This window comes from Streptomyces sp. NPDC005423 (genome assembly GCF_040606415.1).
In the GTDB taxonomy this organism is placed as follows: domain Bacteria; phylum Actinomycetota; class Actinomycetes; order Streptomycetales; family Streptomycetaceae; genus Streptomyces.
In genome coordinates this window covers 29,680-44,053 of sequence record NZ_JBEXET010000011.1, presented here as the reverse complement: position 1 = coordinate 44,053, position 14,374 = coordinate 29,680, and the positions used below count along the sequence as shown (strand labels likewise).

Annotated in this window: 13 protein-coding genes; 9 read left to right on the top strand and 4 right to left on the bottom strand. The window is 72.3% G+C overall.

What is annotated here, in order from left to right; all coding sequences use genetic code 11:
* Positions 1–55: 55 nt before the first annotated feature.
* The 6 genes from ABZT12_RS14835 to ABZT12_RS14810 all read left to right on the top strand — a co-directional run bounded on the left by ABZT12_RS14835 (position 56) and on the right by ABZT12_RS14810 (position 5,555).
* Complete coding sequence (locus tag ABZT12_RS14835) at positions 56–691, top strand: TetR/AcrR family transcriptional regulator (RefSeq protein ID WP_356382939.1); 636 nt, start codon at positions 56–58, stop codon at positions 689–691.
* Positions 692–1,007: 316 nt separating this feature from the next.
* A complete protein-coding gene (locus tag ABZT12_RS14830) occupies positions 1,008–2,597 on the top strand; it encodes an ATP-binding protein (RefSeq protein WP_356382936.1) in 1,590 nt (529 codons plus the stop codon).
* A complete protein-coding gene (locus ABZT12_RS14825) occupies positions 2,594–3,004 on the top strand; it encodes a roadblock/LC7 domain-containing protein (protein WP_356382933.1) in 411 nt (136 codons plus the stop codon). The genes ABZT12_RS14830 and ABZT12_RS14825 overlap by 4 nt, the downstream gene beginning before the upstream one ends.
* The gene (locus ABZT12_RS14820) at positions 3,001–3,402 is read left to right on the top strand and encodes a DUF742 domain-containing protein (protein WP_356382930.1); all 402 of its coding nucleotides are present in this window, start codon (positions 3,001–3,003) and stop codon (positions 3,400–3,402) included. The genes ABZT12_RS14825 and ABZT12_RS14820 overlap by 4 nt, the downstream gene beginning before the upstream one ends.
* Positions 3,383–4,003, top strand: a complete 621-nt coding sequence (locus tag ABZT12_RS14815) for an ATP/GTP-binding protein (protein WP_356382928.1) — start codon at positions 3,383–3,385, stop codon at positions 4,001–4,003. The genes ABZT12_RS14820 and ABZT12_RS14815 overlap by 20 nt, the downstream gene beginning before the upstream one ends.
* Positions 4,004–4,037: 34 nt before the next feature.
* Entirely contained in the window at positions 4,038–5,555 is a 1,518-nt protein-coding gene (locus ABZT12_RS14810) for a cytochrome P450 (RefSeq protein WP_356382925.1), read from the top strand.
* On the opposite strand, the gene ABZT12_RS14805 is transcribed toward ABZT12_RS14810, so the two are convergent.
* The 4 genes from ABZT12_RS14805 to ABZT12_RS14790 all read right to left on the bottom strand — a co-directional run bounded on the left by ABZT12_RS14805 (position 5,549) and on the right by ABZT12_RS14790 (position 10,310).
* The gene (locus tag ABZT12_RS14805) at positions 5,549–6,496 is read right to left on the bottom strand and encodes an RluA family pseudouridine synthase (protein ID WP_356382922.1); all 948 of its coding nucleotides are present in this window, start codon (positions 6,494–6,496) and stop codon (positions 5,549–5,551) included. The genes ABZT12_RS14810 and ABZT12_RS14805 overlap by 7 nt on opposite strands.
* A 29-nt stretch (positions 6,497–6,525) precedes the next feature.
* Positions 6,526–8,082: an amino acid permease gene (locus tag ABZT12_RS14800; protein WP_356382920.1), complete on the bottom strand. Its 1,557-nt coding sequence runs from the start codon at positions 8,080–8,082 to the stop codon at positions 6,526–6,528.
* 298 nt (positions 8,083–8,380) lie between these two features.
* Positions 8,381–9,223, bottom strand: a complete 843-nt coding sequence (locus ABZT12_RS14795; protein ID WP_356382917.1) for a siderophore-interacting protein — start codon at positions 9,221–9,223, stop codon at positions 8,381–8,383.
* Between the two features lie 154 nt (positions 9,224–9,377).
* Positions 9,378–10,310: a 5'-3' exonuclease gene (locus tag ABZT12_RS14790; protein ID WP_356382914.1), complete on the bottom strand. Its 933-nt coding sequence runs from the start codon at positions 10,308–10,310 to the stop codon at positions 9,378–9,380.
* 143 nt (positions 10,311–10,453) lie between these two features.
* On the opposite strand from ABZT12_RS14790, the gene ABZT12_RS14785 reads away from it, so the two are divergent.
* The 3 genes from ABZT12_RS14785 to ABZT12_RS14775 all read left to right on the top strand — a co-directional run bounded on the left by ABZT12_RS14785 (position 10,454) and on the right by ABZT12_RS14775 (position 14,344).
* On the top strand, positions 10,454–11,539 hold the full coding sequence (locus ABZT12_RS14785; RefSeq protein ID WP_356382911.1) for a glycine betaine/L-proline ABC transporter ATP-binding protein: 1,086 nt from the start codon (positions 10,454–10,456) through the stop codon (positions 11,537–11,539).
* Positions 11,532–13,346 carry an ABC transporter permease/substrate binding protein gene (locus ABZT12_RS14780; RefSeq protein WP_356382908.1) on the top strand — a complete coding sequence of 605 codons (1,815 nt, stop codon included), beginning with the start codon at positions 11,532–11,534 and terminating at the stop codon, positions 13,344–13,346. The genes ABZT12_RS14785 and ABZT12_RS14780 overlap by 8 nt, the downstream gene beginning before the upstream one ends.
* A gap of 431 nt (positions 13,347–13,777) precedes the next feature.
* The gene (locus tag ABZT12_RS14775) at positions 13,778–14,344 is read left to right on the top strand and encodes an XRE family transcriptional regulator (RefSeq protein ID WP_356382905.1); all 567 of its coding nucleotides are present in this window, start codon (positions 13,778–13,780) and stop codon (positions 14,342–14,344) included.
* Positions 14,345–14,374 lie beyond the last annotated feature (30 nt).

Genomic DNA, 14,374 nt, shown 5'->3' with positions numbered 1-14,374 from the left:
GTTACCGATCCCTCACGCGGATCACCGCGGGCGGCCGTGTGCGAGGATCGCTCGCATGGTGACGACGGGTGCGCGGCCCAGCCGCAGGGTCGGCCGGCCACGGGCCGCGCAGCGGCCGGACAGCGGACTCTCCCCGCGGGCCGAACTGCTCGCCGCCGCAGCCGAGTTGTTCACCACGCGCGGCTACGCGGCCACCACCACCCGGGCCGTCGCCGAGCGCGCCGGGATGCGCCAGGCGTCCATGTACCACTACGTCTCCGGCAAGGAGGAACTCCTCGCCGACCTGCTGGAGTCCACGGTCACGCCCTCGCTGGCCCGCGCCCGTGAGCTGCTCGCGGACGACACGGCCCCGGCCGCGGACCGGCTCTGGGAGCTGTGCCGCACGGACGTCGAGCTGCTCTGCGGCGGCCCGCACAACCTGGGCGCGCTCTACCTGCTGCCCGAGGTGCGCGCCGACCGCTTCGCCGGCTTCCATGCCGTACGGACCGAACTCAAGGGCGCCTACCGGCGGTTGCTCGCGGCCACGGCGGCCGGCGGGGCGCTCGCCGAGAGCGACCTCGATCTCCGTACGGACCTGCTGTTCGGGCTGATCGAGGGCGTCATCCTCGTGCACCGCTCCGACCCCGAGCGCCCCGTGGCGGCCTTCGCCGAGGCCACCGCCGACGCGGCGCTGCGGATCGCCGGAGTCTGAACGCGGGTCCCGAAGGCCGGACTTCACCTGTCACGGTGAGTGATGCCCGTACGCCCGTACGCCGTTACGCATGGTGTCCGATTGGGGGCTCTGCGTGTAAATGGAGCCGAGCGTACTCCTTCCTCGTGTCCCCTTTCAGGCGCTTGCCGAATATGTCCCGGCGGTGATCCGGTCGGACTAGGCTCGCCCGCAGCGTGCCGAGTTGAGAGGTATTCGGGCGCTTGTTCCCCAAAGGTACGGAAACCAGCGGTACTTCCCTGACATACCCCCCCACAAGCCCCCCGACCCCCCAGCCGACCTGTCTCAGAAGGCATACATGGTGAGTGTTCAATCCCCTCCCGGTGGCCGCGAACTCCCTTACGCGCGTGTGCTGTTGCTGCCGGCCCTCGTCATGGCCGCGGCGACCGGAGCCGCCGTCGCCCTGGTGGCGGGACCGGCCCGGATCGCTGTCGGCTGGTGCGGAGCCGTCGCCACGCTCCTGGTGATCGCCACGGCGGCCGAAGCGGTCCGCCGCGGGCGCGACCTCCGCGACGCCCGCGCCCGGCACGCCCGTCACGCCGAGTATCTGGAACGGCGCATCGCGGCCCAGGACCAGGAGATGGTCCGCCTCGGCAAGGAGATCCTCCCCGCCACCCTGCACCGGCTCAGCGGCGGAGTCTCCCCCCGCGAGGTGATCCGCCTCGTCGTCGACGCCGACCCCGAGTGGCGCCACCTCCCCACACCGCAGCGCGACTTGCTCAGGACCGTGCTGAACATCGTGGAGCGCGAGGAGACGCTGCGCGACTCGGCGGAGCGCTCGTTCGTCAGCATCGCCCGCCGGGTCCAGGCCATCGTCCACCAACAGGCCAAGGAACTGCGGGAGATGGAGGAGGACCACGGCCGCAACCCCGAGGTCTTCGACGACCTCCTGCGCATCGACCACGGCACCGCGCTGATCGGCCGTCTCGCCGACTCCATCTCCGTGCTCGGCGGCGGCCGGCCCGGACGCCAGTGGCCCGAACCCGTACCGCTCTACAGCGTGCTGCGCGGCGCCATGTCCCGCATCCTGGAGTACCGCCGCATCGAGCTGCACTCCATCGCCAAGGTCAACGTCAACGGCATCTCCGTCGAGCCGCTCATCCACGCCGCCGCCGAACTCCTCGACAACGCCACCCGCTACTCGCCCCCGCAGACCAAGGTGCACGTCACCGCCGTCGAGGTGCAGACCGGGATCGCCATCGAGATCGAGGACGGCGGCGTCAGCCTCAGCGAGGAGTCCCGCGCGCGGGCCGAGGGCATGCTGGAGCGCGCCCGGGCCGGCAACGACCTCCAGGACCTCGGCGAGAGCCCGCGCCTCGGCCTCGCCGTCGTGGGCCGGCTCTGCCAGACGTACAACATGCAGATCTCGCTGCGCGCCTCCGCCTACGGCGGCGTACGCGCCGTCCTCGTCGTGCCCAGCGCCATGCTGACCTCCGATCCCGCGCCCGGGCTCGCCCACGGCATCGGCGCCGCCGCGCCGCAGACCGAACTCGGCGCGCTCGAAGGCCCCAAGCGCACCGTCAAGCGGCGCCGCCCCACCAGCCCGCGCATCCCCGTCCCGCTCACCATGGAGGACGAGGTCCCCGAGGTGACCGAGTGGACGGCCGGCGGACTGCCGCAGCGGCGCAGCCGGGTCAAGACCCCGCTCTCCCAGCGGTACGCCGAGCAGGCCGCCGCCGAACGCGCCGATGCCGCCGCCCGCGAGGCGGGCCGCCCCGCCTGGCCGGCCCCCCGGCCCGCGCCCGAACCGGAGCAGAAGGAGCCCGAACCGGGCCTGTGGGTCGAGGCGTTCATGAACGGCCTCAAGGGCGGCCCGGACCCCGCCGCAATCACCCAGAAGACCGAGCCGGCCCGAGTCGAGGCCGACGACGAGGGGAACCTCACGTGATCCAGCAGCGCGCGAACTTCGACTGGATGCTCAAGGAGCTCGCCGACGGCGTTCCCGGCGTCCAGCAGATCGTGGTGCTCTCCGCCGACGGCCTGCGGATCGCCCGTTTCGGCGGCGACCCGGACGGCGCCGACCGGGTCGCCGCGGCCTGCGCCGGCCTGCAGAGCCTGGCCGGCGCCGTCGCCTCCGAGATCCCGGGCAGCGACGGCCGGATGCGCATGGTCATCATCGAGATCAACGGCGGCTACTTCTACCTGATGGCGGCCGGCGCCAACGCCTATCTCGCGGTCCTCTCCGACGTCGTCGCCGAACCCGGCCTGATGAGCAACCGCATGCGCGACCTCGTGGTCAGGATCGGCGCCCACCTCACCAGCCCGCCCCGGCGCAGCAACGGGCAGACCGTATGACTCCTCCGCAGCGCCGACGGCGCCAAGCCAGGGAGGAACCCCCGCCCCGGCCCCCCGAGAAGGGCGAGGGGAAGAACCCCGAACGCCTCTACGTGCTCACCGGCGCCGGCGAGGACGGCGACCGGGCCGAACTCGACCTGGTGACGCTGATCGTGGCCCACGCCGACGTGCCGGCCGCCGCCACCCCGGAGCAGGCGGCGCTGCTCCGGCTCTGTATCGCCCCCCTCTCCGTGGCCGAGCTGTCGGCCTATCTCGACCTGCCGTACAGCGTGGTGACCGTGCTGCTCACCGAACTGCTGACGGCCGGACTGGTGCAGGCGCGGGCCCCGATCGTCCGCCAGGCGCTCCCCGACCGTTCCCTCCTCGAAGCGGTGATGCATGGACTTCAAAAGCTCTGACACCCGCACGGGTCCACGGACCGAGGACCACCTGCCGCACACGGCCCGGGCCGCGGTGAAGATCGTGATCGTGGGCGGCTTCGGAGTCGGCAAGACGACCATGGTCGGCTCGGTCAGCGAGATCCGGCCGCTGACCACCGAGGAGACCATGACGCAGGCCGGTGTCGGGGTCGACGACAACTACGGCTCGGAGAGCAAGACGGCCACCACCGTCGCGATGGACTTCGGCCGCATCAGCATCACCGACCAACTGGTGCTGTACCTCTTCGGCACCCCCGGACAGGAACGCTTCTGGTTCCTGTGGAACGGCCTGTTCGAGGGCGCGCTCGGCGCGGTGGTGCTGATCGACACCCGCCGCCTCGAAGTCAGCTTCGACGTCATAGGGCGCCTTGAGGAACGCGGCGTGCCCTTCGTGATCGCCGTCAACTCCTTCCCGGACGGCCCCCGTTACCCGGTCGAGGAGCTGCGGACCGCGCTCGACCTGGCCCCCGAGATCCCCATCGTCGAGTGCGACGCGCGCCGCCGCGCCTCCAGCCGGGACGTCCTGATGACCCTGATGCGCTTCCTGCACTCGCTCGCGATGACGGGCTCACTCACCTGACGGCGCAACCACCACAGTTTTCGGAGCGATCACCGTGACGTCTGAACACCATTCCCCGGCCGGTACGGACGAGTTGACACTCGGCCCGCCCCCCGGCTGCCCCGCCCACCCGACCGGCCCCGGGGGGCTGCACCGGCTGTACGGCCCCGACGCGGAGGACCTGGGCGCCCTCTACGAGCGGCTCCGCGCCGAGCACGGCCCGGTGGCGCCGGTCCTGCTCCACGACGACGTACCGGTCTGGGTGGTCCTCGGCCACACCGAGAACCTGCACATGGTGCGCACCCCCTCGCAGTTCTGCCGGGACAGCCGGATGTGGACGCCCCTGCGGGAGGGCATGGTCAAGCCCGACCACCCGCTGATGCCGCACATCGCCTGGCAGCCCATCGCCTCGCACGCCGAGGGCGACGAGCACCTGCGGCTGCGCGGCGCTGTCACCGGCGCCATGTCGACGATCGACCACCGCGGGATCCGCCGGCACATCAACCGCTACACCCAGATCCTCGTCAACAGCTTCTGCGAGGAGGGCCGGGCCGACCTGGTCAGCCAGTTCGCCGAGCACCTGCCGATGGCCGTGCTCTGCGAAATCCTGGGTATGCCCGACGAGTACGACGAACGGCTGGTGCACTCCACCCGCGACGCGCTGAAGGGCACCGAGACGGCCATCGTCAGCCACCAGTACGTCATGGACGCGCTCAGCCGGCTCACCACCCGGCGCCGCGCGCTGCCCGAGGACGACTTCACCAGCCACCTCGTCAACCACCCGGCGGGGCTCAGCGACGACGAGGTCAGGGAGCACCTGCGGCTCGTCCTCTTCGCCGCCTACGAGGCCACCACCAACCTGCTGGCCAACGCGCTGCGCATGGTCCTCACCGACCCGCGTTTCCGCGCCCGGCTCAACGGCGGCCAGATGACGGTCCCCGAGGCGGTCGAGCAGACCCTGTGGGACGAGCCGCCGTTCAGCACCGTCTTCGCCTACTTCGCCAAGCAGGACACGGAGTTGGGCGGCCGACGGATCCGCAAGGGCGACGGCCTGCTCTTCGCGCCCGCGCCGGGGAACATCGATCCGCGGGTGCGCCCCGACCTCAAGGCCAACATGATGGGCAACCGCTCGCACCTCGCCTTCGGCGGCGGCCCGCACGAGTGCCCCGGCCAGGACATCGGCCGGGCCATCGCCGACACCGGGGTGGACGCGCTGCTGATGCGGCTGCCGGACATCGAACTCGAATGCCACGAGGACGAGTTGCGCTGGACGTCGTCGATCGCCTCGCGCCATCTGGTGGCGCTGCCCTCGCACTTCGAGCCCAGGCCGCCGCAGGACGTCTCCCAACTGCCCGGCCACGGCCCGGCCCGGCCGCCCCGCACCGCCTGGCACATCGGCACCCCGCAGCCGGAGCCCCAGCCTGCATCGCAGTCGCAGCCGCAGGCGCGGCCGACACCGCCGGCCGCGGCCGCACCCCCGCCGCCGGCCGAGACGCAGCCCGCGCCGGTCGCCGTACCGGACCGCCCGCTCGGCGCCTGGCAGCGGTTCCTGCTCTGGTGGCGCGGCTACTGAGCCGCCCACTCGGCGGGGGAGTCCCACGCCGCGAGCACCCGGCCGCTCCGGAAGCGGTGCTCGGCCCCGGTGACCGGATCGGTGAACTCCAGTGCGCGCGCCAGCAGTTGGAGCGGACGACGGAAATCACCGGCCGGCACCGGGTCGGTCACCACCGGGTAGAGCGGATCGCCGAGCACCGGAACGCCCAACGCGCTCATGTGGACGCGCAGTTGATGCGTCTGCCCGGTGCTCGGCAGCAGCCGGTACCGGCCGAGCCCGTCACGCCGCTCGGCCAGTTCCACCCGGCTCACCGCGTTGACCTCGCCCTCGACCTGCCGGGCGGCGAGCACCCCGCGCTCCTTGAGGATGCGGCTGCGCACGGTACGCGGCAGACCGAGCCCGGGATCGTACGCGGCGACCGCCTCGTACTCCTTGCGCACCCGCCGGTCGCGGAACAGGCCCTGGTAGGCGCCCCGCTCCTCGGGCCGCACGGTGAACAGCACCAGTCCGGCGGTGAGCCGGTCCAGCCGGTGCGCGGCCCCGAGCGCCGGAATCCCCAACTCCCGCCGCAGCCGGGCCAGCGCGGTCTCGGCGACATGGCCGCCGCGCGGGGTGGTGGCGAGGAAGTGCGGCTTGTCGGCGACGACGATGTGCTCGTCGCGGTGAACCACCTCCACCGCGAACGGCACCGGCACCTCGGCGGGCATCTCGCGGTGGAACCACACGAACATCCCCGGCTCGTACGCCGCGTCCCCCGCCACCGCCCGCCCGTCGGCCCCGACGACCAGCCCCGCGTCCAGCATCGCGCCGACCGCCCCGTCCGCCGCCCCCGACAGCCGGGCCGTCAAGTACTCGCCCACGGTGGACCAGGACCCTCCGCCGGGCAGCCGTACCCGTACCGGGTCGACTCCGTCGCGCTGGGGGAGCGGGGAGGGCGGGACAGCCGCCTTGCGTCTCATCGGGACCCAGCCTAGGCGGTCGGCTCAGCTCACGCCGCGACCGCTTCGGCCGCCTCCCGCCCGGTCCGCGCGCGGGACGCGTACGCCCGGTAGCCGGCACCCAGGGCGAGCGTCGCGGCCAGGAACAGCACGGTGAACCACTGGAAGTACCAGTGGCCGCCGGCCGGGTCGTACACCGCCGCCCGCGGCCACGCCAGGTTGACGCACATGAAGAGGCCGTAGAGCAGGGCGAGCGCGTTGACCGGGACGCCCCAGCGGCCGAGGGAGAAGAGCGGTGCGCCCTGCTCGTCGGTGCCGCCCGTGGCGAAGCCGCCGCGCAGCCGGCGGACCAGGAGGGGGCCGGTGACCATGGCGTAGGCGAGGTAGAGCAGCACGATGCAGGTGGTGCCGATGGCCAGGAAGGCGTCCGGGGAGGCGAAGTCGAGCAGGAGCAGTGCGGCGGCGAGGACGCCGACGACCAGGGCCGGGGCGCCGGGCATGCCGGTGCGCGGGTCGACCCTGGACAGGCGGGCGGAGAAGGGGAGTCGGCCGTCGCGGGCCATGGAGAAGAGCATGCGGCCGGCCGCCGTCTGGATGGCGAGGGTCGCCACCGCGATCGCCACCACCACGTCGGCCAGCAGGGCCTTGCCCACCCCGTCGCCCAGGCTGCTCGTCAGGACGTAGCCGAGGCCGTCGACCGCCAGGTGTCCGTCGGTCAGGCTGGGCGCGGCGAGCAGGCCGCCGAGGATCACCAGACCGCCGAGCAGACCGGCGGCGGCGAGGGCGGTGAGGATCGTGCGGGGCGCGGTGCGGCGCGGGTTGTGGGTCTCCTCGCTCATCTCGCCGGCGCTGTCGAAGCCGATCATCACGTACGCGGCCGTGAACGATCCGACCAGCAGCGCGCCGAAGAGACCGCCCTGCGCGCCGCCGCCGGTGTGGAAGGTGATGCCCGGGGTGCGCCGGGAGTGGGTCAGCAGCAGCACCACGATCAGTACCGCGCCGATGATCTCGGCGGTGACGCCGACCCGGTTGACCACCGACATCACCCGGTTGTCGAGCAGGTTCACCACGGTCGTCAGGACCAGCAGGACGACGCCGAGGACCGCCGCGTTGGCCGCGCCGTCCGCCGAGGCGGGCGACGGGTCGGTGCCGACCAGCTGGAAGCCGGACCAGATCGGGGGCAGCACCATCTGCAGCGCGAGCGCCGCCGCGGCGACCACCACGATCTGCCCGATCACCATGATCCAGCCGGCGAACCAGCCGAAGGCCGCGGTGGACAGGCGCGAGGACCACTGGTAGATCGCGCCCGAGATCGGATAGCGCGCCGCCAGCTCCGCGAAGCACGCGGCCACCATCAACTGCCCGGCCAGCACCGCCGGCCAAGCCCAGAAGAAGACGGGGCCGCCGAACGCGTACCCGAAGGCGAAGAACTGGAAGACGGTCGTCAGGACGGAGATGAAGGAGAACCCGGCCGCGAACGACGCGTACCGGCCCAGACTGCGGTGGAGTTCCTGGCGGTAGCCGAACTCCGCGAGCGACTGATCGCCGGAGCTCGCGGGGGAGCCGGGCGGGTCGGGGCGTACGTCGGAGGGGGCGGTTGTGGTCACGGCGGCACCTGCCTTCGGCGCGGGATTCCTGTCGGGTGACAGAAATTAGGGAGCGTCTGTTTCACCCGCGTCACGCCGCCGTGTCCGCCCGGGGCCCATGTGCTCACGCCCGCGCCGGGGCCGCCGCCCCGGCGGAAACCCGCCGAAGGGGCAGTACCCCGAAGGGTGCTGCCCCTGCCCGGCTCTCAGTCCGGTCCTCTCGTACGGCGGCTCTCCGCGAGCCCGGCCCTCCCCCGCCCGCCCTTCCCGTACGGCGCCTCTCCGCGCGCCCGGCGTTCCGGGCCGCGGGCCCGGCGGTCTAGGCCGCCGCGGTGCCTTCCTGCTCCGCCTCGACCTTCGCGTTCCACTCCCGCTTCGACGCCTGCCAGCCGTCCTCGTTGTGGCCCAGCCGCCAGTACCCGGAGATCGACAGGTCCTCGCGTGGGATCGCCCGCTCGACGCGGAGCAGCCGGCGCAACTCCTTCACCAGGCCCGCCTCGCCGTGCACGAACGCGTGCGGGCGGCCCGCCGGGAACTCCAGCGCCTCTACCGCCTCGACCAGCGCCTCGCCGACCGGCCGGTCCCCGCGGTGCAGCCAGGTGACCTCGACGTCCGAGTCGATCTTCTGCTCCTCCTCGGGCCCGGAGACCTCCACGAACGCGTGCGCCCTGGTGCCCTCGGGGAGGATCTCCAGGGCCCGGGCGATCGCGGGCAGCGCGCTCTCGTCACCGGCCAGCAGGTGCCAGTCGGCGCTCGTGTCGGGGGAGTAGCCGCCGCCGGGACCCATGAAACGCACGGTCTCGCCCGGCTGGACGCGGACCGCCCACGGCCCGGCGAGGCCCTCGTCGCCGTGGATGACGAAGTCCAGCGTCATTTCGAGGTTCACGGCGTCGAAGGCGCGCACGGTGTACGTCCGCGTCACGGGCCACTGGTCGCGCGGGAAGTCCTCGCGGATGCGCTCCAGGTCGAAGGGGTCCGGGTAGGTCACGCCCGCGGCCGGGAACAGCAGCTTCACATAGTGGTCGGTGCAACTGTCCGCCGAGATCTCGGCCAGGCCGGCACCGCCGAGCACCACCCGCTGCATGTGCGGGGTGAGGCGTTCGGTGCGGACGACCCGCGCGGTGTGGGGCTTCCGCGGTTTCCGAGCCGGACGTTCTGCCATGACGGCCTCCCATATCCTCTTCTTAGGCTTACCTAAGTTAACACCCCGTCCTGTGAGGGCTCCCCGCGCTCAAGAGTTTGGCCAATCCTTTGACAGGCCACCACGGGCCGGAGGGCACCGACGGGAAGCGACGGGAGGCGACCGGAGGCGCGCATCACGCGCCGAGCGTGTGCAGCAGCCGGTGCATCGATCCCCCCAGGCCCCAGCGCGCCGCGAGCAGCGCCACCGCCTCCGGGTCGCGCGGCGCGCGCGGCAGCGCCGGATCGACCGAGGGGAGCGGGACGTCGTCGGCCACCCGTACGACCTTCGGCGCCACCGCCAGGTACGGCCGCGACTCCTCCAGCCGCTTGCGCTGCGAGGGCGTCAGCTTCGCCCTGGGGTCGTCGAGCGCCGCCATGATCCCGGCCAGGTCGCCGAAGTCGGCGAGCAGCTTCGCCGCCGTCTTCTCTCCGATGCCGGGCACACCGGGCAGCCCGTCGCTGGGGTCGCCGCGCAGCAGCGCGAGATCCACGTACCCCCGGCCGTCCACGCCGTACTTCTCCCGCAGGAACGCCTCGTCGGTGAGCTGGAGGGAGCCCACGCCCTTGAGCGGATACAGGACGCGCACCCCGCGCACGTCGTCGACCAGTTGGTAGAGGTCGCGGTCGCCGGTGACGATGTCGACCGGCCCCTCGGCGCGCGCGGTGAACGTGCCGATCACGTCGTCCGCCTCGTACCGCTCGACGCCCACCCGGGCGATGCCGATCGCGTCCAGGACGGCCTCGATGATCGGCACCTGCGGGGAGAGCGTGTCCGGCACCTCCTCCTCGTCCGGGCCCGCCGCGCGTTCCTCGGCGACGCGGTGCGCCTTGTAGGAGGGGATCAGGTCGACCCGCCACTGGGGCCGCCAGTCCGCGTCCATGCACGCCACCAGCTGTCCGGGACGGTGGTCCCTTACCAGGCGGTCGATGAATTCCAGCAGTCCGCGCACGGCGTTCACCGGCGTGCCGTCCGGGGCCTTCACGGACTCCGGGACGCCGAAGTAGGCGCGGAAGTAGAGCGAGGCGGTGTCGAGGAGCATCAGTCGTCCGGTCACGCCTCGCATCATGCCGCACCCCACTGACAGTGACCTGAACCACTTGCGCGTTTGCGTACGGGAACCCTGGGAAGGCACGGCGTCGGAGAGGGCCGGGTCGCGTGTCGACGGACTGCGACCCCCCTCCGGACCATGCCGTCGATCGAGAGGTACGCGTGTCAGCCAGGCTAGAAGCCGAGCACCTGCACAAGGTGTTCGGCAGACGACCCGACCAGGCAGTCGAACGGCTACGGCAGGGAGCGCAGCGGGAGGAACTGCGCGCCGAGGGCACCACCGCGGCCGTCGTCGACGCCTCCTTCTCGGTGGCACCGGGCGAGATCTTCGTGGTCATGGGCCTGTCGGGCTCCGGCAAGTCCACCCTGCTGCGGATGCTCAACGGACTCCTGGAGCCGACCGCGGGCCGCGTCCTCTTCGACGGGCAGGACCTGACCGCGCTCACCGACCGTGAGCTGCGCGCGGTCCGGGCCCGGAAGATCAGCATGGTCTTCCAGCACTTCGCGCTCTTCCCGCACCGCAACGTGCGCGAGAACGCCGCCTACGGCCTGGAGGTGCAGGGCGTGCCCCGCGCCGAGCGTGAACGCCGCGCCGACGAGGCGCTCGCCCTGTGCGGCCTGGCCGGCTGGGAGGCCTCCTGGCCCGACGAGCTCTCCGGCGGTATGCAGCAGCGCGTGGGCCTGGCCCGCGCCCTCGCCACCGACGCGGACCTGCTGCTGATGGACGAGTCGTTCAGCGCGCTCGACCCGCTGATCCGGCGGGACATGCAGGACCAGCTCCTGGAGCTGCAGAAGTCCCTGCGGAAGACGATCGTCTTCATCACCCACGACCTCAACGAGGCCATGCGCCTGGGCGACCGCGTCGCCGTCATGCGGGACGGCCGTATCGTCCAGACCGGCACGGCGGAGGACATCCTCATCCGTCCGGCCGACGACTACGTGTCCTCCTTCATCCAGGACGTCGACCGTTCCCGGGTGCTCACCGCGAGCGCCGTCATGGACACCGACGTGCGCGGTGACGAGGCCGACTGCGACTGCGAGACCGCCACGCCGGACACGCCGTTCACCGACCTGTGCGCGCTCAGCGCCCGCCTCACCCACCCCGTGGCGGTGCTCGACGAGGGGCGCGCGGTGGTCGGTGTCGTACCCGAGCGGCGTCTGGTCGCCTTCCTCGGCGACCAGCGGGGCGAGCCCGTTCCCTGCGGTGCTCCGCGCGACGGCGGCGAGGAGGTGACCGCCCGTGCCTAGGCTTCCGCTCGGCGACTGGGTCGACTCCGGAGTCGACTGGCTCGTCGCCCACATGTCGTGGTTCTTCGACGCGGTGAAGACCGTGGTGGAGGGCATGTACGACGGGATCAACGCGGTCCTCACCGCCCCCGAACCCCTTCTGCTCGCCGCCGTCCTGGCCGTTGTCGCCTGGTGGCTGCGCGGCCTGGCCGCGGGGGTCCTCGCCTTCGCGGGATTCCTGCTGGTCGACTCGCTCGGCCTGTGGGACCGGGCCATGTCGACCCTGGCCCTGGTGCTCGTCGCGACCGTCATCGCCCTGGTGATCTCGGTGCCGCTGGGCATCTGGGCGGCCCGTTCCCGCACGGTCAGCGCGACCGTGCGCCCGGTGCTGGACCTGCTCCAGACGATGCCGTCGATGGTGCTGCTGATTCCGGCGATCCTCTTCTTCGGACTCGGTACCTCCGCCGGTGTCATCGCCACCCTGATCTTCGCGCTCGCGCCCGGCGTCCGGATGACCGAGCTGGGCATCCGCCAGGTCGACGCCGAACTCGTCGAGGCCGCCGAGGCGTTCGGGACCTCACCGCGCGACACCCTGTTCCGCGTCCAGCTGCCGCTCGCCCTGCCGACCATCATGGCGGGCGTCAACCAGGTCATCATGCTGGGCCTGTCGATGGTGGTCATCGCCGGCATGGTCGGCACCGGCGGCCTCGGCGGCGCCGTCAACGAGGCCATCGGACAGCTCGACATCGGCTTCGGCTTCGAGGCGGGCGTCGGCATCGTCGTCCTCGCCATCTACCTGGACCGGATGACGGGCGCCCTCGGCACCCAGATCTCCCCGCTGGGTCGCCGCGCCGCCGCCAAGGCCCGCGCGGCCGGCGGCGCCAAGCCCTGGAATCACCGACCCCGCCCGGCGGTCGCCGTGGTCGGCGTGGTCGTCCTCGCCCTGGTCGCCGGCGGCATGGGCGTCTTCGGCCCGTCGTCCGGTACCGAGGTGAACGCCGCCGACGACATCGGCAAGGGCAAGGAGATCAACATCGGTTACATCCCCTGGGACGAGGGGATCGCCTCCACGTTCCTGTGGAAGGAACTGCTGGAGGAGCGCGGCTACAAGGTCGACACGACCCAGTACGCGGCCGGCCCGCTGTACACCGGAGTCGCCTCCGGCCAGCTCGACTTCCAGACCGACGCCTGGCTGCCGACGACCCACGCGGAGTACTGGAAGAAGTACGGTGAGCGGCTCGAAGACCTCGGCGGCTGGTACGGCTCCACCTCCCTGGAGCTCACCGTCCCGTCGTATGTGAAGGACGTGAACTCGCTCGCGGACCTCAAGGCGCACGCCTCCGAGTTCGGCGGGAAGATCGTCGGCATCGAGCCCAGCGCCGGCATGATGGGCGCGCTCAAGAGCAGGGTCCTCAAGGAGTACGGCCTGCAAGGCGACTACGACGTCGTGGACGGCTCGACCCCGGCGATGCTGGCCGAGCTGAAGCGCGCGTACGCCAGGAAGCAGCCGATCGTCGTCACGCTCTGGTCGCCGCACTGGGCGTACAGCGACTACGGGCTGAAGAAGCTCAAGGACCCGAAGGGCGCCTGGGGCAAGGGCGACGCTCTGCACACCGTCGCGCGCAAGGGCTTCGCCGCCGACAACCCCGAGGTCGGCGCCTGGCTGAAGGACTTCCGCATGACCGAGGGGCAGCTCACCGGTCTGGAGGCGCAGATCCAGAAGTCCGGCAAGGGCCACGAGCAGGACGCCGTCCGCACCTGGCTGAAGCGGCACCCGGGTCTGGCCGCCAAGTGGGCCCCCGTCACCAAGAGCCAGGCAGCCGGATGACCTGACCGTCCCGGCCGCCGCCCGAGGGGCGGGCCCCGCCGCGCGTTCCCGCGCCCGGCGGAGCCCGCCCTTCGTGGCCTGTCCGGACCGTGTCCCTCCACCGTAGGGATCCGGCCAACCACAGAGCACTACGAATCCCTCCGGGCCCGGCCGGGGCGGCGGGCGGGAACACCGGCGGCCTCCCGCGCATTGAACCGAAGTGGACCGGTCCGCCGCCGGCGGGGGCCGGCGGTGCCGTAGCGGACGGGTCCGGCGCGGCGCTCCACTGGCGAGAACTGTGGGGTCGCGGCGCACGCGGTGCCGGGCGGATGTGACAGGCGCATGAAACGGTTTGCCGAACATGCGTAGGGTGCAGGGAACTCCCGCGAGGGAGCGCCTCCCGGCACCGGGACCGGACGGCGGACCGACGAGCGAAGGAGGGAGCCGGAGCGATGGGCGACCACAAAGAACAGCCCCTACGGGTGGGCGCGGCCGTACGGCGCCGGCGTCGTGCGCTGGAGCTCACCCTCGCCGTCGTGGCCGAACGCAGCGGTCTCTCGGTCCCCTTCCTCAGCCAGGTCGAGAACGACCGGGCCCGGCCCAGCCGGAGCTCCCTCGAAAAGGTCGCCGACGCGCTGCGCACCACGGCCGTCGAACTCCTCGCCGCCGCCGATCCGGCGTGCAGCGTCGACGTCGTGCGCGCCGAGGAGAACGGCGCGGACCGGGCGCCGCGGGTGCGCCCCCTGATCCGTGGCCACCATCAGCTGCACGCCTCGGAGTTCACCGGCGACCATGACGCGGGGCGCGAATTCCAGCACCGCAACGACGAGTTGATGTACGTCGCGGACGGCGCCGTCGAGGTGGAGGCGGAGGGCCGCGCCTACCGTCTGGGCCGCGGCGACACCCTGTATCTCACCGGCGGGGTGCGGCACCGCTGGCGCGCGACCGTGCCCGACACCCGGGTGATCGTGGTGGCGGTGGCGGAGCACATCGAGGCCCATCAGGACCGCTCGCGCTGACGCGCATCCTCCCGCTGGAGCCCTCCCGCA

What these genes read in the sequence shown, in the direction of transcription:
- ABZT12_RS14805 (WP_356382922.1), bottom strand. Translation starts at nt 6,496, where the DNA reads ATGAGACGCAAGGCGGCTGTCCCGCCCTCCCCGCTCCCCCAGCGCGAC.
- ABZT12_RS14790 (WP_356382914.1), bottom strand. Translation starts at nt 10,310, where the DNA reads ATGATGCGAGGCGTGACCGGACGACTGATGCTCCTCGACACCGCCTCG.
- ABZT12_RS14815 (WP_356382928.1), top strand. Translation starts at nt 3,383, where the DNA reads ATGGACTTCAAAAGCTCTGACACCCGCACGGGTCCACGGACCGAGGAC.
- ABZT12_RS14775 (WP_356382905.1), top strand. Translation starts at nt 13,778, where the DNA reads ATGGGCGACCACAAAGAACAGCCCCTACGGGTGGGCGCGGCCGTACGG.
- ABZT12_RS14835 (WP_356382939.1), top strand. Translation starts at nt 56, where the DNA reads ATGGTGACGACGGGTGCGCGGCCCAGCCGCAGGGTCGGCCGGCCACGG.
- ABZT12_RS14820 (WP_356382930.1), top strand. Translation starts at nt 3,001, where the DNA reads ATGACTCCTCCGCAGCGCCGACGGCGCCAAGCCAGGGAGGAACCCCCG.
- ABZT12_RS14830 (WP_356382936.1), top strand. Translation starts at nt 1,008, where the DNA reads ATGGTGAGTGTTCAATCCCCTCCCGGTGGCCGCGAACTCCCTTACGCG.
- ABZT12_RS14795 (WP_356382917.1), bottom strand. Translation starts at nt 9,223, where the DNA reads ATGGCAGAACGTCCGGCTCGGAAACCGCGGAAGCCCCACACCGCGCGG.